The sequence below is a fragment of the Micromonospora sp. NPDC007271 genome (assembly GCF_040634005.1).
In the GTDB taxonomy this organism is placed as follows: Bacteria; Actinomycetota; Actinomycetes; order Mycobacteriales; family Micromonosporaceae; genus Micromonospora.
The window spans coordinates 1-23,818 of the sequence record NZ_JBEYER010000067.1; the positions used below are offsets into that span (position 1 = coordinate 1).

The 23,818-nt window shown below is 73.8% G+C and carries 18 protein-coding genes, 1 tRNA gene and 2 pseudogenes; 13 read left to right on the top strand and 8 right to left on the bottom strand.

Annotation, left to right across the window (positions count from 1 at the left end; all coding sequences use genetic code 11):
• Positions 1–246, top strand: a pseudogene (locus ABZ570_RS22560) (gfo/Idh/MocA family oxidoreductase); the annotation flags it as partial.
• A 339-nt stretch (positions 247–585) separates the two neighbouring features.
• Positions 586–1,371 (top strand): annotated as a pseudogene (gene erm / locus ABZ570_RS22565) (ErmE/ErmH/ErmO/ErmR family 23S rRNA (adenine(2058)-N(6))-methyltransferase); the annotation flags it as partial.
• Between the two features lie 28 nt (positions 1,372–1,399).
• Here erm and ABZ570_RS22570 read toward each other — a convergent pair.
• Positions 1,400–1,591 carry a DUF2795 domain-containing protein gene (locus ABZ570_RS22570; protein WP_358066868.1) on the bottom strand — a complete coding sequence of 64 codons (192 nt, stop codon included), beginning with the start codon at positions 1,589–1,591 and terminating at the stop codon, positions 1,400–1,402.
• Positions 1,592–1,719: 128 nt separating this feature from the next.
• Here ABZ570_RS22570 and ABZ570_RS22575 point away from each other — a divergent pair, with 128 nt between their 5' ends.
• Positions 1,720–2,976 (top strand): erythromycin esterase family protein, encoded by a 1,257-nt coding sequence (locus ABZ570_RS22575; protein WP_358066871.1) that lies wholly within the window; start codon positions 1,720–1,722, stop codon positions 2,974–2,976.
• Between the two features lie 10 nt (positions 2,977–2,986).
• On the opposite strand, the gene ABZ570_RS22580 is transcribed toward ABZ570_RS22575, so the two are convergent.
• The 3 genes from ABZ570_RS22580 to ABZ570_RS22590 all read right to left on the bottom strand — a co-directional run bounded on the left by ABZ570_RS22580 (position 2,987) and on the right by ABZ570_RS22590 (position 7,234).
• Positions 2,987–5,155, bottom strand: coding sequence for an MMPL family transporter (locus ABZ570_RS22580; protein WP_358066874.1), 2,169 nt, complete (start codon positions 5,153–5,155; stop codon positions 2,987–2,989).
• Positions 5,156–5,189: 34 nt separating this feature from the next.
• Complete coding sequence (locus tag ABZ570_RS22585; protein ID WP_358066877.1) at positions 5,190–5,735, bottom strand: TetR family transcriptional regulator; 546 nt, start codon at positions 5,733–5,735, stop codon at positions 5,190–5,192.
• A 98-nt stretch (positions 5,736–5,833) separates the two neighbouring features.
• A complete protein-coding gene (locus ABZ570_RS22590; protein WP_358066880.1) occupies positions 5,834–7,234 on the bottom strand; it encodes a PLP-dependent aminotransferase family protein in 1,401 nt (466 codons plus the stop codon).
• A gap of 53 nt (positions 7,235–7,287) precedes the next feature.
• Here ABZ570_RS22590 and ABZ570_RS22595 point away from each other — a divergent pair, with 53 nt between their 5' ends.
• The 3 genes from ABZ570_RS22595 to ligD are packed head-to-tail and all read left to right on the top strand — an operon-like array spanning position 7,288 to position 9,590.
• On the top strand, positions 7,288–8,076 hold the full coding sequence (locus ABZ570_RS22595) for an isocitrate lyase/phosphoenolpyruvate mutase family protein (protein ID WP_358066883.1): 789 nt from the start codon (positions 7,288–7,290) through the stop codon (positions 8,074–8,076).
• On the top strand, positions 8,070–8,552 hold the full coding sequence (locus tag ABZ570_RS22600; protein WP_358066886.1) for a cupin domain-containing protein: 483 nt from the start codon (positions 8,070–8,072) through the stop codon (positions 8,550–8,552). The genes ABZ570_RS22595 and ABZ570_RS22600 overlap by 7 nt, the downstream gene beginning before the upstream one ends.
• Before the next feature lie 57 nt (positions 8,553–8,609).
• On the top strand, positions 8,610–9,590 hold the full coding sequence (gene ligD, locus ABZ570_RS22605) for a non-homologous end-joining DNA ligase (protein ID WP_358066889.1): 981 nt from the start codon (positions 8,610–8,612) through the stop codon (positions 9,588–9,590).
• A 184-nt stretch (positions 9,591–9,774) separates the two neighbouring features.
• Here the strand turns inward: ligD and ABZ570_RS22610 are convergent.
• From ABZ570_RS22610 to ABZ570_RS22625, 4 genes are all read right to left on the bottom strand, one after another.
• Positions 9,775–9,846 (bottom strand) — tRNA-Arg (locus ABZ570_RS22610).
• Between the two features lie 74 nt (positions 9,847–9,920).
• A complete protein-coding gene (locus tag ABZ570_RS22615; RefSeq protein WP_358066953.1) occupies positions 9,921–10,616 on the bottom strand; it encodes a winged helix-turn-helix domain-containing protein in 696 nt (231 codons plus the stop codon).
• A 189-nt stretch (positions 10,617–10,805) separates the two neighbouring features.
• Entirely contained in the window at positions 10,806–11,474 is a 669-nt protein-coding gene (locus ABZ570_RS22620; protein ID WP_358066892.1) for a DUF305 domain-containing protein, read from the bottom strand.
• A gap of 10 nt (positions 11,475–11,484) precedes the next feature.
• Positions 11,485–12,309 (bottom strand): DUF3105 domain-containing protein, encoded by an 825-nt coding sequence (locus ABZ570_RS22625; protein WP_358066895.1) that lies wholly within the window; start codon positions 12,307–12,309, stop codon positions 11,485–11,487.
• A gap of 97 nt (positions 12,310–12,406) precedes the next feature.
• On the opposite strand from ABZ570_RS22625, the gene argS reads away from it, so the two are divergent.
• From argS to ABZ570_RS22660, 7 genes are all read left to right on the top strand, one after another.
• On the top strand, positions 12,407–14,071 hold the full coding sequence (argS, locus tag ABZ570_RS22630) for an arginine--tRNA ligase (RefSeq protein ID WP_358066898.1): 1,665 nt from the start codon (positions 12,407–12,409) through the stop codon (positions 14,069–14,071).
• A gap of 6 nt (positions 14,072–14,077) precedes the next feature.
• The gene (lysA, locus tag ABZ570_RS22635; RefSeq protein ID WP_358066900.1) at positions 14,078–15,487 is read left to right on the top strand and encodes a diaminopimelate decarboxylase; all 1,410 of its coding nucleotides are present in this window, start codon (positions 14,078–14,080) and stop codon (positions 15,485–15,487) included.
• Complete coding sequence (locus ABZ570_RS22640; RefSeq protein WP_358066903.1) at positions 15,484–16,794, top strand: homoserine dehydrogenase; 1,311 nt, start codon at positions 15,484–15,486, stop codon at positions 16,792–16,794. Before lysA ends, ABZ570_RS22640 begins: the two co-directional genes overlap by 4 nt.
• Positions 16,795–16,908: 114 nt before the next feature.
• Positions 16,909–17,958 carry a threonine synthase gene (thrC, locus tag ABZ570_RS22645; RefSeq protein WP_358066907.1) on the top strand — a complete coding sequence of 350 codons (1,050 nt, stop codon included), beginning with the start codon at positions 16,909–16,911 and terminating at the stop codon, positions 17,956–17,958.
• A gap of 197 nt (positions 17,959–18,155) precedes the next feature.
• Entirely contained in the window at positions 18,156–21,455 is a 3,300-nt protein-coding gene (locus ABZ570_RS22650) for an efflux RND transporter permease subunit (RefSeq protein WP_358066910.1), read from the top strand.
• A 162-nt stretch (positions 21,456–21,617) separates the two neighbouring features.
• Positions 21,618–22,427 carry a polysaccharide deacetylase family protein gene (locus ABZ570_RS22655; protein ID WP_358066913.1) on the top strand — a complete coding sequence of 270 codons (810 nt, stop codon included), beginning with the start codon at positions 21,618–21,620 and terminating at the stop codon, positions 22,425–22,427.
• 21 nt (positions 22,428–22,448) lie between these two features.
• Positions 22,449–23,693 (top strand): MFS transporter, encoded by a 1,245-nt coding sequence (locus ABZ570_RS22660; protein ID WP_358066916.1) that lies wholly within the window; start codon positions 22,449–22,451, stop codon positions 23,691–23,693.
• Positions 23,694–23,818: the final 125 nt, after the last annotated feature.

A 23,818-nucleotide genomic window follows, 5' to 3' on the forward strand; every position in this document is an offset into this window, starting at 1 on the left:
CTGGACGCGCCGGCCGAGGCGGTCACCCGGGATTTCGTCTTCTTCGGCGAGAACGGCACCGAGACCGTCCCGCCCGGCGACGGCAGCGCGCTCCAGGCGTTCGGCACCGCGATCGACCAGCTGCTGGAGGAGGTCGAGGCGGGCACCCGGGACCACCGCTGCGACGTACGGTTCGGCCGGGAGGTGGTGGCGGTGCTCGACGCCGCCGAGCGGGCCCGGGCCGAGGGCCGCACGATCGACCTCTGATCCCCGGGGCCGCTCGCCCCGAAATCCGTCGCCGGGTGGCGGGGTGGGGCGCTAGCCTGGCCGGCATGTTCGCGCACGCCCTGATCGACGTGGCCGTCACGCCGGCCGCGCGGGGCCTCCTCCTGGTCCCCCGTCCGCGAGTCCGGCGTCCGGCCCTGGCCGGCCGGGACGCCCACCGCGCCTGACCTGACCGTCCGCACCGCCGGCCCGTGACCGGGCCGGCCGCCTTGGCGTTCCGCCGACTTCCAGGGTCGTCCGAGTCCCGATTCCGCCCGGACAGGCCCGCTCCGCGCTGCCTGTCCGTACCGTCGCCGTTCGGGCGACAGACAGGACGATCTCGTGGCGCCCCGCCGATTCCGTACCACCGCACGCGACCGGTCCCGTCGCGTACTGTCCCAGAACTTCCTCGCCGACCCGGCCGCCGTCGCGCGGATGGTCCGGGCGGCCCGCCCCGGCCCGGACGACCTGCTGCTGGAGGTGGGCGCCGGGGACGGCCGGCTGACCCGGCCGCTCGCCGCCCGCTGTGGCCGGTTGATCGCGTACGAGGTCGATCCGGCCGTCCTGCCGGGGCTGGCCGCGGTCTGCGCGGACCTGCCGCGGGTCCAGGTCCGGCCGGTCGACTTCCTCGCCACCGCCCCGCCCGACGAGCCGTTCGCCGTGGTCGGCAACATCCCCTGGTCGTTGACCGCCGCCGTGATCCGGTGGTGCCTCGCCGCGCCCGGCCTGCGGTCGGCGACCCTGCTCACCCAGCTCGCGTACGCGCGCAAGCGCACCGGTGACCACGGGCGGTGGAGCCGGCTCACCGTGCTCACCTGGCCCGAACACCACTGGCGGCTGGCCGGCCGGGTGCCGCGTGCCGCGTTCCGCCCGGTGCCCGCCGTGGACGGGGGCATCCTGCGCATCGAACGCCGCCCGGAGCCGCTGCTGCCCCCGGCGGCGCTGCCCGCGTACCGGAGGATGGTGGAGCTCGGCTTCGGCGGGGGCGGCGGCTCGCTCGCGGCGTCGCTGCGCACCGCCCATCCGCGCGGCCGGGTCGACGGCGCGTTGCGGGCCGCCCGGCTCGATCCGCACACTCCGGTCGGGCTGGTCTGGCCCGAGCAGTGGCTGGTGCTGTTCCGGTTGCTCCACGCGGTCCACCCGAGGGCGGCGCGGATCAGGCCAGGGTGTCCAGCGCCGCATCCAGCTCGGCGGGGGAGTCGAACTGCTCCGCCGGCAGCGCCTTGAGCATCTGCAGCAGCTCGGTGCTGCCGCCGTTCTCCTGCCACCGGCGGACCAGATCCTCCCGGGAGACCGGGTAGTCGAGCCCGGCCAGGAACTCCTCCAACTGCACCCCGGTGACCCTCATACCGGCCGGCTACCCGCTCCGCCCGCCGGTAAGCAGGGGCCCCTTGTTATCGCCTGGCGTTAACAAGGGGCCCTTCCTTGCGCCCCGGCGGGCGGTTTGCCGGCGGGGGTCCGGGGGTAGCCGCGGGCATGCTGGTTCAGCGACTCGGCGCGCCGAGCGACTTCGATCCGCTGCTGGAACGCGTCCGGGACGCCCGGATCGTGATGATCGGGGAGGCGACGCACGGCAGCTACGACTACTACCGGCTGCGCGAGCAACTGACCCGGCGGCTCATCGCCGAGCAGGGCTTCGACTTCGTCGCGGTGGAGGGGGACTGGCCGGACTGCGACCGGGTGCACCGCTCGGTGGTGGGCGCCCCGGGCGGGCCGGCCGATCCGCAGCTCGCGCTGGAGGCCTTCGAACGCTGGCCCACCTGGATGTGGGCCAACGCCGAGGTGGCCCGCTTCGGCCGGTGGCTGCGGGCCTGGAACCTGGAACGCCCCGAGGGGGAGCGGGCCGGCTTCCACGGGCTGGACGTGTACAGCCTGTGGGAGTCGATGCAGGCCATCTTCGACTACCTGGGCGAGGAGGATCCGGCCTCGCTGGAGGCGGCGCAGGAGGCGTACCGCTGCTTCGAGCCGTACGGCAGACGGATCGAGGAGTACGGCAGTGCCAGCCGGTTCGTCTCGGCCCGGTGCGAGGAGGAGGTGGTCCGGCTCCTGACGCGTACCCGGGAACAGGCTGCCGCGGACGGCCCGGGCTGCTTCTCGGCCCGGCAGAACGCGGAGGTGGTGGCCGGCGCGGAGCGCTACTACCGGGCGATGGTCGGCGGCGGGCCGGAGTCGTGGAACGTCCGGGACACCCACATGGCCGACACGCTGGACCGGCTGCTCGACCGGTACGGCCCGGAGTCCCGGGGCATCGTCTGGGCGCACAACACCCACGTCGGCGACGCCCGAGCCACCGACATGGCGGCGGACGGGATGGTCAACATCGGCCAGCTGGCCCGGCAGCGGCACGGCCCGGACGCGGTGGCGCTGATCGGCTTCGGCAGCTACCGGGGCACGGTGATCGCCGCGCCGCGCTGGGGCTCCCCGGCGGAGACCATGGTGGTGCCGCCGGCCCGGGAGGGCTCGGTGGAGCGCCGGCTGCACGAGCTGATGCCGGAGCGGGCGGTGCTGGTCTTCGGTGGCCCGGACCAGCCGGAGTGGGTCACCGGGCAGGCGGACCACCGGGCCATCGGGGTGGTCTACGACCCGAGCTTCGAGTCCTGGGGCAACTACGTGCCGACGCGGCTGGGCGAGCGCTACGACGGCTTCATCTGGTGCGACGAGTCCACCGCCCTGCACCCGTTGCCGGCGCGTACCGCCCCCGGCGAGATGGAGACCTACCCGGCCGGCGTGTGAGCCCCTCCTCTCACACGCCGGCGGGTTCGCGGGCGGTGAGGTGGGCGCGCAGGCCCTCACCCTCGACGTCCACGTTCGGCAGGATCCGGTCCAGCCAGCGGGGGATCCACCAGGCGGCCTTGTCGAGCAGCGACATCACCGCCGGGACGATGGTCATCCGGACCACGAAGGCGTCGATGGCGACGCCGACCGCGAGGGCGAAGCCCATCGACTTGATCACCGGGTCGTGGAGGAAGACGAAGCCGCCGAACACCGAGATCATGATCAGCGCGGCGGCGGTGACCACCCGCGCCCCGTGCCCCATTCCGTTGATGGTGGCCTTCCGGGCGGTGTCGCCGTGCACGAAGTCCTCCCGCATCCGGGAGACCAGGAAGACCTCGTAGTCCATGGCCAGGCCGAACAGGATGCCGATGAGCAGGATCGGCAGGAAGCTGACCAGCGGGCCCGGCGTGTCCAGCCCGATCAGGCCGGCCAGGTGGCCCTGCTGGAACACCGCGACCGTGATGCCGAAGGTGGCCGCGACGGTGAGCAGGAAGCCCAGCGCCGCCTTCACCGGCACCAGCACCGAGCGGAACACCAGCATCAGCAGCAGCACCGACAGGCCGACCACCAGCAGCAGGTAGACCGGGAGCGCGTCGGAGAGCTTCTCCGACACGTCGATACCGATCGCGGTCGCGCCGGTCAGCAGCACGTCGGCGTTCCGGATGCCGCCGACGTGGTCGCGGATGTCGTGCACCAGCGTCTCGGTGGCCGCGTCGGTCGGGCCGGTCTTGGGGATGACCCCGAGCAGCGCGGTCCGACCGGACGGGTCGAACTGCGGCGGGGCCACGGCGAGCACCCCGTCCGTCTTTTGGACCAGCGCGGTGACCTGCGGTACGGCGGCCTGGGTGGCCTGCGGCGAGTCGGCGGTCACGACCACCGCGAGCCGCCCGGTGAAGCCGGCGTCGAAGCCCTCCTGCACCAGGTCGTTGTTGACCCGGGCCGGGGTGCCCTCGGCCGCGGTGGCGGCGTCCGGCAGGGCCAGGCGCATGTCCTGGGCGGGGAGCGCGAGCAGGCCGAGGCCGACCAGGCCGACCAGGATGACCGGGATCCGCAGCTTCGCCACCCAGCGGGCCCAGCGGAACCCGAAGTCCGAGCGGTCCTCCGCGACCCGGCTCGCCTCGGGACGGCGCAGCCGGCGGGGGAGCACCTTCCGGCTGGCGAAGCCGAGCAGCGCGGGGGCCAGGGTGATCGCCACCAGGACGGCGACGGTCACCGTGCCGGCGGCGGCCAGACCCATCACGGTGAGGAACGGGATGTTCACCACCGCCAGGCCGGCGAGCGCGATGACCACGGTGGCGCCGGCGAAGACCACGGCGGAGCCGGCGGTGCCGACCGCCCGGCCCACGGCCTCCTCGGGCGAGAGCCCGTCGCGCAGGTTCTGCCGGTGCCGCGAGGTGATGAAGAGCGAGTAGTCGATGCCGACCGCCAGGCCGAGCATCAGGGCCAGGATCGGCGCGGTGCCGGTCAACTCGACCGCGCCGCTGAGCGCGTACAGGCCGGCCATGCCGACGCCGACCCCGATCAGCGCGTTCAGCATGGTCATCCCGGCCGCGACCAGCGAACCGAAGGTGACGATCAGGACGAGCGCCGCGACCAGCACGCCGAGCGCCTCGGTCGAGCCGACCTCCGGCTCGGCGTTGAGCACCTCGCCGCCGGGGGCGACCTGCCACCCCTGCGCCTCGGCCCGCGTGCCCACCTGCTCGTACGCGGCGCGCTGCGCGTCGGTCACCTCGTCCGCCCGGCCGGCGAACTGCACCTGGATCAGCGCGTACCGGCCGTCCGGGCTGAGCGCCTGCACCTGGTACGGGTCGACCGCGCCGACCACGCCGGGCAGCGTGGCCGCCTCCTGGGTGACCTGCTTGACCACGGCCTGGCCCTCGGGGGTGCCGAGCTGGCCGGGCTGGGGCGCCTTGACGGCGATGGTGCCGGTGGCCCCGCTGGCCGCCGGGAAACGCTCGGCGAGCAGGTCGATCGCGCGCTGCGACTCGGTGCCGGGCATGCTGAAGTTGCTCGCCGTCGGGCCCTTCAGGGTGAGCGCGGCGGCGCCGAGGCCGACGAGTACGACGAGCCAGACGACGGCGACGAGGCGCCGCCGGCGAAACGATGCCCGGCCGAGCCGGTAGAGCAGGGTCGCCATGGAGCTTCCTTAGTCCTCAGGTTCGCGAACGGGATCAGGTGATGGGTTCGACGGCCCGCCGAACGACGGCGAGCAGCGCGGGCCGCAGTTCCTCGTCGGGTATGTCGATGAACTCGGCGCAGGTCTCGGCGATGCCGGCCAGCACGACCAGCGCGGCGATCCGCGCGGACGGACGATCGGAGTGGCCGGCGAACGCCGCGACCAGTCGCTCGGAGATCTGCTGGATGTGCGCGAAGGCCGGCTGCTGGAGCAGATCGGGGAACTCGCCGCGGAGCAGTGCGATCTCCCGGCGGAAGCGCACCGCCAGGTCGACGAAGCCCGTGGCGGCGACCTCCTGCGCGGCGGCGCCGGTGTGCCCGGCGATCCGCGCGTCGAGCGCCTCCAGGACTGCGATGGCGGGTGCCATCAGCTTGCTGAGCAGGGCTTCCTTGTTGGCGAAGTGGTAGAGCACGGTGGCCTTGGCACAGCCGACCTCGCGAGCGATGTCCTGGAGCGAGGTGCCCTTGTAGCCGGTGACGGCGAAGCGTCGCGCCGCGGCGGCGAGAATCTCGTCGTGGGTCTCGGGAAGCGACCGTGCCATGTCCTCCAGCATGCCTGACCGATCGGTCAGCACCTGACCGATCGGTCAGACTGGTGGCGTGGCCTTCGCCACAGCGTCCACTCGTCCGGCGGGGCGGGTCAGGCGCCCAGGTCGGCGAGGACCCGGGCCAGGAGATCCACCGCCGCCGGGTACGCGTGGGACGGCGGGTGGGCATACCCGACCACCAGGCCGGGCGGCTGGCCCTGCGGGTGGTGCCGGTGCCCGCCCAGCCCGCCGAGGGCGAGCCCGCGCGCGGCGGCCGCCGCCAGCACCTCCGCCTCGGACGGGCCGTCCGGCGGCAGGTGGACGGTGGCGTGCAGGCCCGCCGAGATCCCGCCCAGGCCGCACCGCCGGCCCAGCCGGTCCAGCAGCAGGTCCCGCCGCTGCCGGTAGCGCCGCCGGACGGTCCGGACCTGCCGGTCGTAGCCGTGGGTGGTGATCAGGTCAGCGAGGGCGAGCTGGCCGATCGTCTCGGTGTGCAGATCGAGATGGCGTTTGGCGTCCACCACCGGATCCACCAGCCGGGCCGGCAGCACCAGCCAGGCCAGCCGCAACGCCGGGCCGAGGGTCTTCGCCGCCGTGCCCACGTACGCGACCTGCTCCGGGGCGGTGCCCTGGACCGCCCCGACGGGCTGCCGGTCGTACCGGAACTCACCGTCGTAGTCGTCCTCGACGACCAGGCCGCCGGTGCTCCGGGCCCAGTCGGTCAGCGCGTGCCGGCGGGCCGGGTGCAGCGTGACCCCGGTCGGGAACTGGTGCGCCGGGGTGACCACCGCGGCACCCACCCCGGCGAGGCTCCCGGTGCCGAGCAGATCGGTGCGGGCGCCCCGGTCGTCCACCGGCAGCGGCAGTACGCGCCCACCGTGCCGGCGGACCACCTCGCGATGGAAGGCGAGCCCCGGATCCTCCATCGCCAGGCTCGGCGTACCCGCGTCCCGCAGCACGGTGGTGAGCAGCACCAGCGCCTGGACGTACCCGGTGGTGACGACGATCCGTTCCGGGTCGGCGAGCACACCCCGGGCCCGCCCCAGGTAGCCGGCGAGCGCGCTGCGCAGCTCGGGGCGGCCGCGCGGGTCGCCGTAGCCGTACGCCTCGGCGGGGGCGACGGCGAGCGCCCGCCGGGTGGCCCGCAGCCAGGCGGTGACCGGGAAGAGTCCGACGTCGGGGCTGCCGGGGCGCAGGTCGTACCGGAAGGGTGGCGGCCCGGGCGGCGGTGCGGCCGGCGGCGGCGCGACCCGGCGCAGCGGGCTGACCTCGGTGCCGGCGCCGACCCGGGCCACCAGCCAGCCCTCGGCGACCAGCTGGTCGTAGGCGGCGCTGACCGTGCCCCGGGACAGGCCCAGCTCGGCGGCGAGGGCGCGGGTGGCGGGCAACCGGGTCGACGGCGGCAGCCGGCCGTCGCGGACGGCGTCCCGCAGCGCCCGCTCCAGCCCGGCCCGCCGGCCGCCCCTCGCGTCCAGCTCCAGGTGCAGGTCGACGCCGAAATCGGCCCAGTCCATCGGCACGGAATTGGAGCTTAGGGCCGGACACCCCGCGCGGCGAGAATCGCCGGATGAGCGAACTGAGCCAGCAGGCCACCGCGCTGCGCGCGCTGCACCGCCCCGGAGATCCGCTGATCCTGCCCAACGCCTGGGATCCCGGGTCGGCTCGCGCCGTGGTCGCCGCCGGCTTCCCGGCCGTCGCGACCAGCAGCAGCGCGGTCGCCGCGGCGCTCGGCCACGCCGACGGCGAGGTCACCCCGGCGGCCGAGATGTTCGCCGCGGTCGCCCGGATCGCCGCCGCCGTGCCGGTCCCGGTCACCGCCGACCTGGAACGGGGGTACGGGTTGCGCCCGGCCGAGCTGGTCGACCGGCTGCTGGCCACCGGCGCGGTGGGGTGCAACATCGAGGACTCCGACCCGCGTACCCGCGAGCTGTGCGACGTGGAGGAACAGGCCGACCTGCTGGCTGCGATCCGGGCGGCGGCCCGCGAGGCCGGGGTGGACCTGGTGCTCAACGCCCGGGTGGACGTCCACCTGCGGGCGTACGGGCCGCCGGAGGGGCGGCTCGCCGAGGCGGTCCGCCGGGCCCGCCGCTACCGGGCGGCCGGGGCGGACTGCGTGTATCCGATCGTGCTGGCCGACCCGGCGGCGATCCGGGCCCTGGTGGCCGAGGTGGACGCCCCGGTCAACGTGTTCGCACGCCCAGGCGCGCCCGGCGTGGCCGATGTGACCGCCCTCGGTGTGGCCCGGATCAGCTTCGGCTCGGGGCTGTACGTGGCGGCCCGAGCCCGTACCGTCGAGATGCTCGCCGCGATCCGAGCGGGCGACGACGTGTTTCCGAACGGGCAGGAGGCATGGTGACCTACCCACCGCCGCGCTACTCCGGCGACCAGGGCGAGCAGACCGCCACCTACCGGCCGGCCGACCATCCCCCGGAGCTGGTCTATCCCACCGGCGGCTCGGCGCACTACCTGGCCACCGGTGCGTCGACAAACGGGCAGTTCGGGCTCTACCGCTGGGAGATGGGGCCGCAGCCGAGCGGGCCGGCACCGCACTTCCACCGGTCCATCTCGGAGTCGTTCTTCATCCTCTCCGGGACGGTGCGCATCTACGACGGCCGGCGATGGATCGACACCAGGCCCGGCGACTTCGTGCACGTCCCGGAGGGCGGCGTCCACGCGTTCCGCAACGAGTCCGGCGAACCGGCCTCGATGCTGCTGCACTTCGCCCCCGGCGCGCCCAGGGAGGGCTACTTCGAGGGCCTGCTGGACCTGGCCGGCAAGGCCGAGGAGGAACGGACGGAGTTCTTCCTGCGACACGACACGTTCTGGGTGTGACCCCGTGGCGGTCGTGTCGGGGTTGCCGGCGCCGCCCCGGCACGGGAAGGTGGGCTGATGGGTGCCGCTGACGAGACCCGGGCCGGAGTGTCCCTGACCAACCTGGACCAGCCGCTGTTCGACGGGGCCGGGGCCACCAAGCGCGACCTGGTCGACTACCTGGACGCCGTCCACGAGCGGATCCTCCCGGAGTTGCGGGACCGTCCGCTGTCCGTGGTCCGGGTGCGGCCCGGGCAGGACCCGTTCATGCAGAAGAACCTGCCGAAGTACACCCCGGACTGGGTGCGCCGCACCTCGGTCTGGGCGGAGGCGTCGCGCCGGCGGATCTCGTACGCCCTCTGCGACGACCGGCGGACGCTGCTCTGGTTCGCCAATCAGCGGGCGGTGGAGTTCCATCCGACGCTGGGTCGGGCGGGCCGGCCGGAGCACCCCACCCACCTGGTGCTCGACCTCGACCCGCCACCGGGCGACTCGTTCGGCCTGGCCGTCCGGGCCGCGCTGCTGGTCCGGCAGGCGCTCGCCGACGCCGGGCTGGCCGGGGCGGTGAAGACCAGCGGCGCCAAGGGCGTGCACGTGATCGTGCCGGTGGCGGCCGGGACCACCGCCGAGGAGGCGGCCGCCGCGACCCGGGCCCTGGCCGCCCACGCCGAACGGCTCGACCCGGCGCTGGCCACCACCGCCTTCATCGTGGAGGACCGGGGCGGCCGGGTGTTCGTCGACTCGACCCGGGCGTACGGGGCGACGGTGGTGGCCGCGTACAGCCCCCGGGTGCGGCCCGGCACGCCGGTGTCGTACCCGGTGGGCTGGGACGACCTGGAGTCGGTGACGCCCGCCGACTTCACGGTGCGGACGGTGCCCGCGCTGGTCGCCGACCGGGACCCGTGGGGGGCGGCGCTGCCCGACCCGCAGCGGCTCCCGGCCGACCTGGTCGCCGAGGGGCGGACCATCCCGGTGGCCCGGGTGCAGGCGATGCACGAGGGCAAACGCCGCGCGAAGGCCCGCCGCGAGGCCGGCCCCGAGCCGAGCCACCCGCGGTGACGGTCTCCAGCACGGCCGCGCCGCCATCCCCCACCGACCCGAGCACGCCGACGTCGGAGCCGACGCTCACGGCGCCGCCGACGATGGACACGCTGCGAGCGCTGCGGCGAGGCCGGCTGCACGATTAAGGCCGCTGACCGGGTTCTCCCTGGTCAGCGGCCTTACGTGTTGCTTATCGGTGGTGTGCCCCCGGCAGGATTCGAACCTGCGCCCCCGCCTCCGGAGGGCGGTGCTCTATCCCCTGAGCTACGGGGGCTCAGCGACCCGAGAAGAGTAGCAAACCCGCCTCCGGATCACCCAATCGGCACCCCGTGCCGATCCTCGCGCCGCTCAGGCGGCGGTCAGCGGACGGCCGCAGCTGGGGAGCGGATGCAGCACCATACGCCGGGGGAGGCGGCGCGGCCACTCGTTGCGGGGCCACGAGCCGTCGACGATCAGGTGCACGGTACGTTCCTCGGCGCCGCTGAGCCGGAGGACGAAGTCGCGGGGCAGGGGCGGGTCCACCGAGGGCGTGGTGATCATGAAGCGCACCCGACCCCGGGACGAGACCGCCGAGATCGCGTCGGCCGCCGGCATGGTGCCGCGCAGGCGGACCCGGCCGATCCAGTAGACCTCCGCGGCGTGCTCCTGCGCGGCCCGCGTGATCGAGGGGTACTCGGTGCGTACCCAGCGTTCGACCGCGCCCACGCAGAGCCCGCAGGCCCGCTCCCGGGGCTCCCGCGGGCCCAACCCCCAGGCCCGCAGGTACGCCCCGACCGCGCCGGCGTCCATCGTCAGGCCGAACCGGCGCTGGATGAGGGTGGTCAGGCTCTGTCGCGTCCAGAGCTCCTCGTCCAGGCCGAACTCGTCGGGGTGGACGCCCCGCAGCACGTCGATCAGTTCGAGTTCCTGTTCGCGGCTGAGCGCTCCCGGCTCGCCCGGCCGCTGTCCGCGACGGGCGGCTGCCACCGCCCCGTCACCGCCGATGGTGTGGCGTCGGCACCAACTGGTCACCGACCGCCCTGCGTCTCTGAGTGCAACCCCCACGTCCTGCGCAACGAGCCCGAATCGCAACTGGTCACGATATGTGGGGAGAAAAGTCTCCAAGTAACGCAATGGGTCGAATGCCCACCAAGCGCTCTTAAGCTGCATAACGGACATGGGTTGGTCCGACATGCGGATGGGCCCGCGTCGTACCCGACGCGGGCCCATCCGGAGCAGGTGCGCTCTGCCGGCTCAGCCGCCCAGGCGCTTGAGCGCGGCCTGGAGGTTGGCCAGGTCGTTCTGCTGGGTGTTCTTCATGATCTGGGCGACCGCCAGCACGTCCTTGTCATGCCCCTCGTCGAGCACTCCCCGGATCATGTGGACCCCGCCGAGGTGGTGCCGGATCATCAGCTGGAGGAAGAGCACGTCGAACTCGCGGCCCGTGGCGGCCCGCAGCTTCTTCATCTCCTCCGGCGTGGCCATGCCCGGCATCAGGCCGTTCTTGATCGACTGCGCGCCGTCCGACATCCAGGCCATCGGCGGCTGGTCACCGGTCGGGTCCAACTTCCACAGCCGCAGCCAGGTCTGCATGGTGCCGATCTCGCCCTGCTGGCCGGTGGCGATGTCGGCGCCGATCTGGCGTACCTCCGGGTCCTGGCCCTGCTGGAAGGCCAGCAGCCCCATCGCCACCGCCTGGGCGTGGTGGGTGGTCATGTCCCGGGCGAAGCCGGCCTCCACGGAGTTGTTCCCGGGGCGGGTGAAGGTCGGGGTGAGCAGGCCGCCCGCGTACCCGAGCAGGAGACCGACCACGACGGCGGCGGCCACGGCGAGGGTGCCGAAGCGGCGCATCGCCCCCCGGCCACCGTCGTCGGCTGCCGGGACCTCGTCGAGCTCGGTGTCCGTCGTCACGGCAGCGGTCATCGCGGCGTCCTCACTGGGTCGGCTGCTCGGGCATCTGGCTGCCGCCCCGGTCGCGCGGCGTGGTGCCGGTGGCGGTGATGCCCTGGTCGCAGAGCGCCGTCGGCCCCTCGACGGAGGCGTTCACCCGCAGCGTCTTGATGAACTCGTCGATCCGGCTGTCGTCGGCGTTGTCGACCTTGAGCTGGAAGCCCCAGGCCTGCAGCGAGATCGGCTTGTCCAGCCCCTCGAACGGGCTGAGCATCATCTTCTCCTGGCCCTGCACCCTGGCCTTGAGCTTCGCCACCTGGTCGGCCGGCAGGTCCGGGCGGTAGGTGATCCACACCGTGCCGTGCTCCAGGCTGTGCACCGCGTGCTCGTTGGCGATCGGGGCGTCGTAGACGTCGCCCATGCAGTTCTGCCAGGAGTCGTTGTGCGGGCCGGCCACCGGCGGGAGGATGTCGTACTTGATCGGGCCCGGCTGGTGCCGGCCGCCCGTGACCAGCTCCTTGTCCTTCTTGCGGTAGTCGACCACGCCCTTGATCGCGTCGGCCCGCTTCTGCCACGGCTGGGAGCCCCGGTAGACCGCCCACGCGCCGACGCCGATGATGCCGACGGCCAGCACACCGACCGCGACGAAGAGCGCGATCGGACCCCACGACCGACCCTGGCTCACCTTCACCGGGGCGACCGGCTTGCGGCCCTTGCCGCCGGCGCTCGGCCGGGGGGTTCCCTTGCCGGCCCCGGCCTTGCCGTCGGCAGGCTTGTCGGCAGCGGCCGGCCGGCCGGCGGCCGGCTTCTTACCGGTGCTGACCACGGTCGGGCGGCGCTCCGGGCCGCCCGGGGTGCTGATGCTCATCGTGCCTCGTCAGGTCGGTCGGTCAGGGGAGCCGCGGACCGGGTCACATGCTGGTCGCCGCCGCGGTGCCCGAGTCTACCCCCGATAACATGGATCAGTGACTCCCGCAGAACTCGCCGAGGTCGTCCTCTCCGCTGCCCACGCCGTCTTCGAAGACCGGGGCCTGGATCGCTCCGCGCTGCCCGCGCAGACCACCGTCGAGCGACCCCGTAACCCCGAGCACGGCGACTACGCCTCGACGCTGGCGCTGCAGCTCAGCAAGAAGGTGGGCGTACCCCCGCGGGAGCTGGCCGCCGCCCTGGCCGAGCAGCTCGGGCGGGCGCCGGGGATCAAGTCGGTGGAGATCGCCGGCCCGGGCTTCCTGAACATCCGGCTCGACGCGGCCGCCGCCGGCCAGCTCGCCAAGGTCATCGTCGAGGCCGGCCCGGCGTACGGCCGCAGCGACACCCTCGCCGGCCAGAAGATCAACCTGGAGTTCGTCTCGGCGAACCCGACCGGGCCGGTGCACATCGGCGGGGTCCGCTGGGCGGCCGTCGGCGACGCGCTCAGCCGGCTGCTGCGCGCCACCGGCGCCGAGGTCGGCACGGAGTACTACTTCAACGACGCCGGCTCGCAGATCGACCGGTTCGCCCGCTCGCTGCTCGCCGCGGCCCGGGGTGAGCCGGCCCCCGAGGACGGCTACGGCGGCGCGTACATCGCGGAGATCGCGACCGAGGTGGTCGAGCGCCGGCCGGAGGTTCGGGAGCTGGCCGACGCCGCCGCCCAGGAGGTGTTCCGGGTCGAGGGCGTCGAGCTGATGTTCGCCGAGATCAAGTCGTCGCTGCGCGACTTCGGCGTCGAGTTCGACACCTACTTCAACGAGAAGGACCTGCACGACCGGGGCGAGCTGGACAAGGCCCTCGCGCGGCTGCGTGAGCAGGGGCACCTCTTCGAGTCCGAGGGCGCGACCTGGCTGCGCACCACCGACTTCGGCGACGACAAGGACCGGGTGCTGCGCAAGTCCAACGGCGAGTGGACCTACTTCGCCGCCGACTGCGCCTACTACCTCGACAAGCGCGAGCGCGGCTTCGAGCGCGTGGTGATCATGCTGGGCGCCGACCACCACGGCTACATCGGCCGGATGAAGGCGATGGCCGCCTGCTTCGGCGACGACCCGGAGCGCAACCTCGAGATCCTCATCGGCCAGCTGGTCAACCTGGTCCGCGACGGCGCCCCGGTGCGGATGAGCAAGCGGGCCGGCACCGTGGTCACCCTCGAGGACCTGGTCGACGCGATCGGCGTGGACGCCTCCCGCTACGCGCTGGCCCGCTACTCCAGCGACTCGCCGATCGACATCGACGTGGAGCTGTGGACCCGGGCCACCCGCGACAACCCGGTCTACTACGTGCAGTACGTCGCCGCCCGCACCGCCAGCGTCGGGCGCAACGCCGCCGAGGTCGGGCTGACCCGGGGCGACGCCGCCGGCTTCCACGCCGAGCTGCTCTCCCACGAGAAGGAGAACGAGCTGCTCAAGGCGCTCGCCGAGTTCCCCGCCGTGGTCTCCTCGGCGGCCGAGCTGCGTGGGCCGCACCTGGTCGCCCGCTACCTCGAGCGGCTGGCCGGGGCGTACCACCGGTTCTACGACAACTGCCGGATCCTGCCGCGCGGCGACGAGGAGGTCACCGACCTGCACCGGGCCCGGCTCTGGCTCAACGACGCGACCCGGGTGGTCATCGCCAACGGGCTGCACCTGCTCGGCGTCTCCGCCCCGGAAAGGATGTAACGACCGATGCGCGCGCACGAGGCCGGTGCCCTGCACGGCGACATCGGCAACCGGGGGCCGGCCTGGCTGCGTACCCCGGTCGACGTCAACTCCCTGGTGCCGCAGCTGTGGCCGCGGCACGTGGTGCGCGCCGCGAGCGGCGCGCTGGAGGTCGCCGGCCTGGACGTCCGCGACCTGGCCGCCGAGTTCGGCACCCCGGTGTACGTGCTGGACGAGGACGACCTGCGCTCGCGCTGCCGCGAGTTCCGGGCCGCGTTCCCGGACGTCGACGTCTACTACGCCGGCAAGGCTTTCCTGTGCCGCGCGGTGGTCCGCATGATCGCCGAGGAGGGCATGTTCCTCGACGTCTGCACCGGCGGCGAACTGGCCACCGCGCTGTCGGCGGGGATGCCGCCGGAGCGGATCGGCTTCCACGGCAACAACAAGTCGGTGGCCGAGCTGACCCGGGCGGTCGACGCCGGGGTGGGCCGGATCATCGTCGACTCGTTCGCCGAGATCGACCGGCTCACCGCGCTGGCCCGCGAGCGCGGGGTACGCCCGAAGGTGCTGGTCCGGGTCACCGTCGGGGTGGAGGCGCACACCCACGAGTTCATCGCCACCGCGCACGAGGACCAGAAGTTCGGCTTCTCGCTCGCCGGCGGGGCGGCCGCGGCGGCGGCCTTCAAGATCCTCGACGAGGGCGTGCTGGAGCTGCGCGGGCTGCACTCGCACATCGGCTCGCAGATCTTCGACGCCAGCGGCTTCGAGGTCTCCGCCCGGCGGGTGCTCGGCCTGCAGGCGCAGATCCGCGACGCCCGCGGGGTGGAGTTGCCCGAGCTGGACCTGGGCGGCGGCTTCGGCATCGCGTACACCACGCAGGACGACCCGGCCGCGCCGCACGAGCTGGCCAAGCGGCTGCGCAAGATCGTCGACGGGGAGTGCGCGGTCGAGAAGCTGGCCGTGCCGCACCTGTCCATCGAGCCGGGGCGGGCCATCGTCGGGCCGGCCGTGTTCACCCTCTACGAGGTCGGCACGGTCAAGTCCGTGCCGTTAGGCACTGGTGGCAGCGCAGCCGATGGTCGTGCTTATGTCAGCGTGGACGGCGGGATGAGCGACAACATCCGCACCGCGCTCTACGACGCGTCGTACTCGGCGACGGTGGCCAACCGGGCCTCGGCGGCGGAACCGCTGCTCGCCCGCGTGGTGGGAAAGCACTGTGAGTCCGGGGACATCGTGGTGAAGGATGAATTCCTGCCCGCCGACGTGCAGCCCGGAGATCTTGTCGCGGTGCCCGGCACCGGGGCGTACTGCCGGAGCATGGCCAGCAACTACAACCATGTCCCGCGGCCCCCGGTCGTCGCCGTCCGCGACGGTCGGGCCCGGCTGATCGTCCGCCGGGAGACCGAAGAGGACCTGCTCGCATTGGATGTCGGATGACCTCACCCGTTCGGTTGGCGCTGCTCGGCTGCGGCACGGTCGGCAGCGAGGTGGTGCGGCTGCTGCACGAGCAGTCGGCCGACCTCGCCGCCCGGATCGGCGCCCCGCTGGAGATCGCCGGGATCGCCGTACGCCGGCTCGGCCGGGACCGCGGCGACCTGCCGGTCGACCCGGCCCTGTTCACCACCGACCCGCTCGGGCTGATCAAGCGGGACGACGTGGACGTGGTGGTGGAGGTGGTCGGTGGCATCGAGCCGGCCCGCGGCTGGCTGGTCGAGGCGCTGCGCACGGGCAAGAGCGTGGTCACCGCCAACAAGGCGCTGCTCGCCGAGGACGGCGGCACGTTGCACGACGCCGCCGCCGAGGGCGGCGCCGACCTCTACTACGAGGCGAGCGTCGCCGGGGCCATCCCGCTGCTGCGCCCGCTGCGCGAGTCCCTGCACGGCGACCGGATCAACCGGGTCACCGGGATCGTCAACGGCACCACCAACTTCATCCTCTCCGCGATGGACGCCACCGGTGCCGGCTTCACCGAGGCCCTCGAGGAGGCCACCGAGCTGGGGTACGCCGAGGCCGACCCGACGGCCGACGTGGAGGGCTTCGACGCCGCCGCCAAGGCCGCCATCCTCGCCTCGCTGGCGTTCCACACCCGGGTCACCGCCGCCGACGTGCACCGCGAGGGCATCACCGAGGTGACCGCCGCCGACGTGGCCAGCGCCAAGGCGATGGGCTGCACCATCAAGCTGCTTTGCATCGCCGCCCGGGGCACCGACGCGGCGGGCCGCGAGACGGTCAGCGTCCGGGTGCACCCCGCGATGATCCCGCGGAGCCACCCCCTGGCCGGCGTCGGTGACGCGTTCAACGCGGTCTTCGTCGAGGCCGAGGCGGCCGGGCAGCTGATGTTCTACGGCCGGGGCGCCGGCGGGGCGCCGACCGCCAGCGCCGTCCTCGGCGACGTGGTGGCGGTGGCCCGCAACCGCCTCGCCGGGGTGCGCGCGGCCAGCGAGTCGGCGTACGCGGACCTGGCGGTGCGGCCGATGGGGGAGGCGCTCACCCGCTACCACATCAGCCTCGACGTGGCCGACCGGCCGGGCGTGCTGGCGGCGGTGGCCGGGGTCTTCGCCCGGCACGAGGTCTCCATCGCCACCGTCCGGCAGGGCCCGGCGGGCGGCGGCGCGGACGCGGAGCTGGTGATCGTGACCCACGTCGCGCCGGACGCCGCGCTCGCGGCCACCGTCCGGGAGCTGCGCGGGCTGGCGATCGTCCGCTCGGTGACCAGCGTGTTGCGCGTCGAGGGCGAGGCGTGACGCGGCGTCCCGCCTGATGGTTAGTGGTGGGCGTGCCGGCGGCCGGTCCGACCGGGTGGCTCACGCTGGTAGGGCCCCGATGTGCGGCGGGGCGGTCGAGCCGAGGAGGGCGACATGTGGCGTGGTCTGATCGAGACGTACCGGGACCGGCTGCCGGTCACCGATGCCACCCCGGTCGTCACCCTGCACGAGGGGAACACCCCGCTGCTGCCGGCGCCGGTGCTCGCCGCCCGGCTCGGCGCCGACGTGTGGCTGAAGGTGGAGGGAGCCAACCCGACCGGCTCGTTCAAGGACCGGGGCATGACGGTGGCCGTCTCCAAGGCCGTCGAGGCCGGCAACAAGGCGATCATCTGCGCCTCCACCGGTAACACCAGCGCCTCCGCGGCGGCGTACGCGGCCCGCGCCGGGATCACCTGCGCGGTGCTGGTGCCGCAGGGCAAGATCGCGCTGGGCAAGCTGGCGCAGGCGCTGGTGCACGGGGCCAAGCTGCTCCAGGTGCAGGGCAACTTCGACGACTGCCTCGCGCTGGCCGGCAAGCTCGCGCAGGACTACCCGGTCGCCCTGGTCAACTCGGTGAACGTGGACCGGCTGCACGGCCAGAAGACCGCCGCCTTCGAGATCGTCGAGGCGCTCGGCGACGCCCCCGACGTCCACTGCCTGCCGGTCGGCAACGCCGGCAACATCTCCGCCTACTGGATGGGCTACTCGGAGGACCTGGCCACCGGCCGGGCCACGAAGACCCCGAAGATGTACGGCTTCCAGGCGGCCGGCGCCGCCCCCATCGTCACCGGGCGGGTGGTGCCGGAGCCGTCCACCATCGCCACCGCCATCCGGATCGGCAACCCGGCGAGCTGGACCAGGGCGATCGACGCCCGGGACGCCTCCGGCGGGCTGATCTCGGCGGTCACCGACCGGGAGATCCTGGCGGCGTACCGGCTGCTGGCCCGCGAGGTGGGGGTCTTCGTCGAGCTGGGTAGCGCGGCCAGCGTGGCCGGCCTGCTCCAGCAGGCCGATGCCGGCCGGGTGCCGGCCGGGTCGAGGGTGGTCTGCACGGTCACCGGCCACGGCCTCAAGGACCCCGAGTGGGCCATCTCCACCGCTCCCGCCCCGCTGACCATCGCCAACGACCCCCAGGCCGCCGCCCGCGCCCTCGACCTCGCCTAACCAACCAACCCCACCCCACCCCCGGGGACCGGGCTCGGTGCGTTGATCAAGGAGTTTGGGTCAGGATCGGCCCGATCTCCGACGCAAACTCCTTGATCAACAGGGTCTCCGACGGGGTGGGTGGGTGCGGGGCGGGGGAGTCGGTGGGGCAGACTTTGTGGACCCCGCAGACCCCTTTCCAGGAGTGAGCCAGGCCGATGTCGCTGCTCGCCAGATTCAGTCTCGCCAACCGGGGCCTGATCGCCCTCATCGCGCTGGTGACAACGGCGTTCGGGGCGTTCGCCGTACCGTCGCTGAAGCAGCAGCTCCTGCCGTCGCTGGAGTTTCCCGCGGCGTTCATCGTGGCGGCCTACCCGGGCGCCGCGCCGGAGATCGTCGAGTCCCAGGTCACCGAGCCGATCGAGAACAGCCTCCAGGGCATCCCGGGGCTGGAGAAGATCACCTCCACCTCGCGTGAGGGCTCCACCACGGTCCAGGTGCGGTACGCGTTCGGCACCGACCTGGACGACGTGGTCAACAAGATGCAGGCCGCGCTGAACCGGATCGACGCGCAGCTCCCCGAGGGAGTCGACCCGCAGGTCATCGTCGGCAGCACCGACGACCTGCCCGTCGTGGTGCTCGCCGCGACCGGCGGCGACGACGAGCAGGCCCTGGCGGAGAAGCTGCGCCGCGACGTCGTACCCGAGCTGGAGGCCGTGGACGGTGTCCGCACCGTCGCGGTGACCGGCACCCGCGACCCGGTCGTGATGATCATCCCCGACCCGGCACGGCTGGCCGCGGCCCGGCTGGCCCCCACCGCGATCGCCCAGGCGCTCAAGACCAATGGTGTCGCGCTGCCGGCCGGCGCGGTCACCGACGGCAGCCGGTCGCTGCCGGTGCAGGTCGGCACCCCGGTCCGGACCATGGACGAGCTGCGCGGCATCGTGCTCACCACGGCTCCCGCCGCCCCGGTACGCCTCGGCGACGTGGCCCGGGTGGAACAGCAGCTCGCCCCGGCCACCGGCTTCACCCGGACCAACGGCAAGCCCAGCCTGGGCATCTCCGTCACCGCCGCGCCCGACGGCAACGCCGTCCGCATCTCGCACGGCATCCGGGACCGGCTCGACGAGCTGACGGCCGCCTCCGGCGCCGACCTGACGGTCGTCCTCGACCAGGCTCCGTTCGTCGAGCGCTCCATCGAGAGCCTCACCACCGAGGGCCTGCTCGGTCTGCTGATGGCGGTGGTGGTGATCCTGGTCTTCCTGCTCTCGATCCGCTCCACGGTGGTCACCGCGGTCTCCATCCCGCTGTCGATGCTGGTCGCGTTGATCGTGCTCTGGGGCCAGGGCTACTCGCTCAACCTGCTCACCCTCGGCGCGCTGACCATCGCCGTCGGGCGGGTCGTCGACGACTCCATCGTGGTGCTGGAGAACATCAAGCGACACCTGGAGTACGGCGAGCCGAAGCGGGACGCCATCCTGGTCGCGGTGCGGGAGGTGGCCGGTGCGGTGACCGCCTCGACGCTCACCACGGTCGCCGTGTTCGCGCCGATCGCGCTGGTGGGGGGCTTCGTCGGGCAGCTCTTCGCACCGTTCGCGGTCACCGTGACGGTGGCCCTGCTCGCCTCGCTGCTGGTGTCGCTGACCGTGATCCCGGTGCTCGCGTACTGGTTCCTCAAGCCGCGCCCGACCGGCGCGGACGAGGCCGCGGTCCGGCGCGCCGCGGAGGAGAAGGAGCTGCGCAGCCGGCTGCAGCGGACGTACCTGCCCGTCGTCGGCTTCGCCACCCGGTCCCGGGCCACCCGCTGGGCGACCGTGGGACTGGGCCTGCTGGTGCTGCTGGGCACGTTCGGCCTGGCCCAGAAGCTGGAGACCAACTTCCTGGACGACTCGGGCCAGGACACCCTCTCGATCCGTCAGGAGCTGCCGGCGGGCACCAGCCTGACCGGCACCGACCAGGCCGCCGGTCGGGTCGAGGAGGTGCTCCGGCGTACGCCGGGGGTGAAGACCTACCAGGTCACGGCGGGCGGCGGCGGCACCATGCCGTGGGCGCGCGGCACCGGCAACACGGCCTCCTTCTCGGTCGCGCTCACGGAGGACACCGACGCCGCGACGGTCCGGCGGGTGCTGCGCGAGGAGTTCGACGCCCTCGGCCCCGAGGTGGGCGAGCTGAGCTTCTCCGGCGGGCAGAACGCCACCTCCGCGAACCAGCTCGAGGTGGTCGTGCGGGCCGCCGACCCGGACACGCTGACCCGGGCCGCCGACGCCGTCCGGGACGCGGTGGCCGGTACGCCGGGCGTCGAGGACGTCGACACCAGCCTCGCCGCCCGGGTGCCCCGGGTCGAGGTGACCGTGGACCGGGTCGCCGCGGCCCGGGCCGGGCTGACCGAGGCGGCCGTCGGGCAGCTCGTCGCGCAGGTGTACCGGGGCACCCCGCTGGGGCAGGTCACGCTGGACGGCACGCCGCAGAGCGTGGTGCTCGGCACCGGGCTCCGGCCCCCGTTGAGCGTGGCGGAGCTGCGGGCGCTGCCGGTGGGCCCGGTCAAGCTGGACGACATCGCCGACGTCGACCAGGTCGAGGGCCCGCAGCAGGTGACCCGGATCGACGGCGAGCGCAGCGTCTCGGTCACCGGTACGGTCACCGGCTCCGATCTCGGCAGCACCACCCAGGAGCTGCAGAAGCGGCTGGACGCGCTGGACGTGCCGGGCGCGACGTTCACCATCGGCGGGGTCAGCGCCCAGCAGAAGGACGCCTTCGCCGACCTGAAGCTGGCCGTGCTGGCCGCGATCGCGATCGTCTTCCTGATCATGGTGGCCACCTTCCGGAGCCTGACCCAGGCGCTGATCCTGCTGATCTCGGTCCCGTTCGCGGCCACCGGCGCGATCGCGCTGCTGCTGGCCACCGGGACGCCGCTGGGCGTGCCGGCGCTGATCGGCGTGCTCATGCTGGTCGGCATCGTGGTGACGAACGCGATCGTCCTGCTCGACCTGGTCAATCAGTACCGGGCGCGGGGGATGGGGGTGACCGAGGCGGTGGTCGAGGGTGGCCGGCGGCGACTGCGACCGATCCTGATGACCGCGCTGGCCACCGTGTTCGCCCTGCTGCCGATGGCGTTCGGGCTCACCGGCGAGGGCGGCTTCATCTCCCGGCCGCTGGCGATCGTGGTGATCGGCGGCCTGATCAGCTCGACGTTGCTGACGCTGATCCTGGTGCCGACGCTCTACACGTTGGTGGAGCACACCAAGGAGTCGCTGCGCGAGCGCCGGGCCGGCCGCCGCGAACCGGAACCCCCGCGCGTGCCGGACCGGGACAGGCCGACACCGGTGACGCCGCCGGCCCCCGCCCCGGTTCCGGTGGCGGTCGGCGGCGGCGCGGCTCCGGCTGAGGCCGCCGAGCCTTCGGCCGCCCCGCCGCCGGCCCGGCCGGCTCCGTCGGCCGCGCTGCTGGACGGCACGGACCAGTTCGAGGTGCTGCGCCTGCCGAAGAGCCGTCACTCCCCCCTGCCGTCCACCGACTGACCCCGACCGCGCCACGCGCCGTCATCCCGGCCGGCGGAGAGGCGACGGGGGTGGCGCGAAGGCGACAGTGGGTGGCGACGGCAGGCGGTACCGTGAGTGAGTTGACGCCTACTGCAGGTGTCGGTCCGTCGAGCGGCGACCGGCCGGAGTGGGAGCGGGGCCATGGCGGACGGCGCGGGCCGGTGGAGCAGGCGAACCCTGCTGCGTCGTACCGCGCTGCTGGCCGGGGGCGTGGCGCTGGGCGCCGCCGGCACCGCGCAGACCACCTGGATCGCCGACCGCCGGCTGCCGATCGCCGGCGGGCCGGCCAGCGCCACCCTGGGCAGCCGCTACCAGCAGGTCGGCACCGGCGCGGTCGAGGTCGTCTGGGGCGTACGCACCGCCGAACGCCTGCTCGCGCTCACCTTCGACGACGGGCCGCGGCCACAGTGGACCCCGATGGTGCTGGACACCCTGGAGCGGTACGACGTCCCGGCCACCTTCTTCATGGTCGGTGGCCGAGCCCGGGAACACGCGGCGCTCGTCCGCGGCCGGCTGGGCCGGCACGAGGTGGGCAACCACAGCTGGGCCCACCACGACCTGGCCCGGATGGATGCCCAGACCGCGTACGACGACCTGCGGCGCAGCCACGAGGCCATCGCCGAGGCCACCGGGTCGGCACCCCGTCTGCTCCGCCCGCCCTGGGGCCATCTGGGCGGGGCGGTGCTGCACGCCGCGGCCCGGCTGGACTACCGGCTGGTGCTCTGGACGTTGCAGATGGTCGAGGGCGAGTTCCCGCACGACCCGGCCGGCCACGCCAAGCGGATCGTGGCCGACGTCCAGCCCGGCACCATCCTGCTCGGCCACGACGTCGGCACCGAGCAGCGGCTGGTCGCGCTCCGCGGCCTGCCCGACATGATCACCGGGCTGCGCGAGCGCGGCTACACCTTCGTGACCGTCTCCCAGCTGCTCCGCCACGGCGTCGCCGTCTGAGCGGCCGGGTAGGGTTCCCGCGTGTCACCCACCCTCTCGGTCGTCGTCCGCAACCGCGACTTCCGCAACCTCTTCCTCGCCGAGCTGGTCGTGTTCGGCTCGGACTGGTTCGTCATGGTGCCGCTGCTGGTGCTGCTGCCGCAGCTGACCGGCAGCGGGGTCTGGGGCGCGCTGGTGCTCGCCGTGGACACCGGCATGACGGCCCTGCTGCTGCCGTACACCGGCACGGTCGCGGACCGGTTCGACCGGCGGAAGGTCATGATCGCGGCGAACCTGGCAGCGCTGGTCGGCATCCTGCTGCTGCTCGGGGTACGGAGCGCGGGGACGGCGTGGCTGGCCCTGGTCGCCATCGCGGCGGTGGCGGTGGCGAAGGCGTTCTACTCGCCCGCCGCCCAGGCCGCCCTGCCCAACGTGCTCGACCCGGCGGACCTGGCCGCCGGCAACGCCGTCGCCGGCTCCGCCTGGGGCACGATGACCGTGGTCGGCGCCTCGCTCGGCGGCATGCTCAGCTCCGTCGCCGGCCCGTACGTCAGCTTCTGGGTGGCGGCGGGCGGCCTGGCCGTGGCCGCCGGCCTGGCCACGCGGATCCGCCGCCCGTTGCAGGCTCCCCGCGACCCCGAGCTGGCGGCGCCACGCACCTGGCCGGCGATCCGCGAGGCGCTGGGCTACATCGCGCACCGGCCGCGGGTGCTGGCGCTGGTCACCGTGAAGTCGGCGGTCGGCCTCGGCAACGGCGTGCTCACCGTCTTCCCGCTGCTCGCCGCGGTGTACGGGGCCGGCCCGATCGGCACCGGCCTGCTCTTCGCCTTCCGGGGCGCGGGCGCCCTGGTCGGCCCCATCCTGATGCGGCGGGTGCTCACCAACCGGGCCTGGCTGCTCACCGGCCTGGCCCTGTCCATGTCCCTCTACGGCCTGGCCTACGTCGGCGCGTCGGTGGTCGGCTGGTTCCCGCTGGTGCTGGTGCTGGTCCTCCTGGCCCACCTCGGCGGCGGCAGCAACTGGGTGCTGTCGAACTACGCGCTCCAGGGCGAGGTGCCGGACCGGCTACGCGGCCGTGTCTTCGCCACCGACATGATGCTGGCGACGCTGGCCATCTCGGTCAGCCAGCTCGTGGTGGCGCTGGTCGTGGACCAGGTGAGCGAGCGGACCGTGCTGGCCGGCTGCGGCCTGGTCACGGTGGTCTACGCGCTGGGCTGGCGGCTCGCCACCCGGCGGCTGTCGCTCGCCGACCCGGCGGAGGAGCCGGAGCCCAGCCGCGCCGCCTGAGCCGAGTCGCCGGCTCGGTCGCGCCTGAGGCCGAGTCGGCGGGTCGGTCGCGGCGGCCGGGGGCGGGTGAGGCCGCGTTGCCCGGACCCCACTGGGCGGGGGCCGGCGTGGCGGACAACTCCCGA

Excerpts from the sequence above, each read along its gene's own strand:
- ABZ570_RS22650 (WP_358066910.1), top strand. The coding sequence starts at position 18,156 with ATGTCGCTGCTCGCCAGATTCAGTCTCGCCAACCGGGGCCTGATCGCC.
- ABZ570_RS22590 (WP_358066880.1), bottom strand. The coding sequence starts at position 7,234 with ATGGACTGGGCCGATTTCGGCGTCGACCTGCACCTGGAGCTGGACGCG.
- lysA (WP_358066900.1), top strand. The coding sequence starts at position 14,078 with ATGCGCGCGCACGAGGCCGGTGCCCTGCACGGCGACATCGGCAACCGG.
- ligD (WP_358066889.1), top strand. The coding sequence starts at position 8,610 with ATGGGTGCCGCTGACGAGACCCGGGCCGGAGTGTCCCTGACCAACCTG.
- ABZ570_RS22570 (WP_358066868.1), bottom strand. The coding sequence starts at position 1,591 with ATGAGGGTCACCGGGGTGCAGTTGGAGGAGTTCCTGGCCGGGCTCGAC.
- ABZ570_RS22600 (WP_358066886.1), top strand. The coding sequence starts at position 8,070 with ATGGTGACCTACCCACCGCCGCGCTACTCCGGCGACCAGGGCGAGCAG.
- ABZ570_RS22625 (WP_358066895.1), bottom strand. The coding sequence starts at position 12,309 with ATGAGCATCAGCACCCCGGGCGGCCCGGAGCGCCGCCCGACCGTGGTC.
- ABZ570_RS22575 (WP_358066871.1), top strand. The coding sequence starts at position 1,720 with ATGCTGGTTCAGCGACTCGGCGCGCCGAGCGACTTCGATCCGCTGCTG.
- ABZ570_RS22595 (WP_358066883.1), top strand. The coding sequence starts at position 7,288 with ATGAGCGAACTGAGCCAGCAGGCCACCGCGCTGCGCGCGCTGCACCGC.
- ABZ570_RS22620 (WP_358066892.1), bottom strand. The coding sequence starts at position 11,474 with ATGACCGCTGCCGTGACGACGGACACCGAGCTCGACGAGGTCCCGGCA.
- ABZ570_RS22580 (WP_358066874.1), bottom strand. The coding sequence starts at position 5,155 with ATGGCGACCCTGCTCTACCGGCTCGGCCGGGCATCGTTTCGCCGGCGG.
- thrC (WP_358066907.1), top strand. The coding sequence starts at position 16,909 with ATGTGGCGTGGTCTGATCGAGACGTACCGGGACCGGCTGCCGGTCACC.
- ABZ570_RS22585 (WP_358066877.1), bottom strand. The coding sequence starts at position 5,735 with ATGGCACGGTCGCTTCCCGAGACCCACGACGAGATTCTCGCCGCCGCG.
- ABZ570_RS22655 (WP_358066913.1), top strand. The coding sequence starts at position 21,618 with ATGGCGGACGGCGCGGGCCGGTGGAGCAGGCGAACCCTGCTGCGTCGT.
- ABZ570_RS22640 (WP_358066903.1), top strand. The coding sequence starts at position 15,484 with ATGACCTCACCCGTTCGGTTGGCGCTGCTCGGCTGCGGCACGGTCGGC.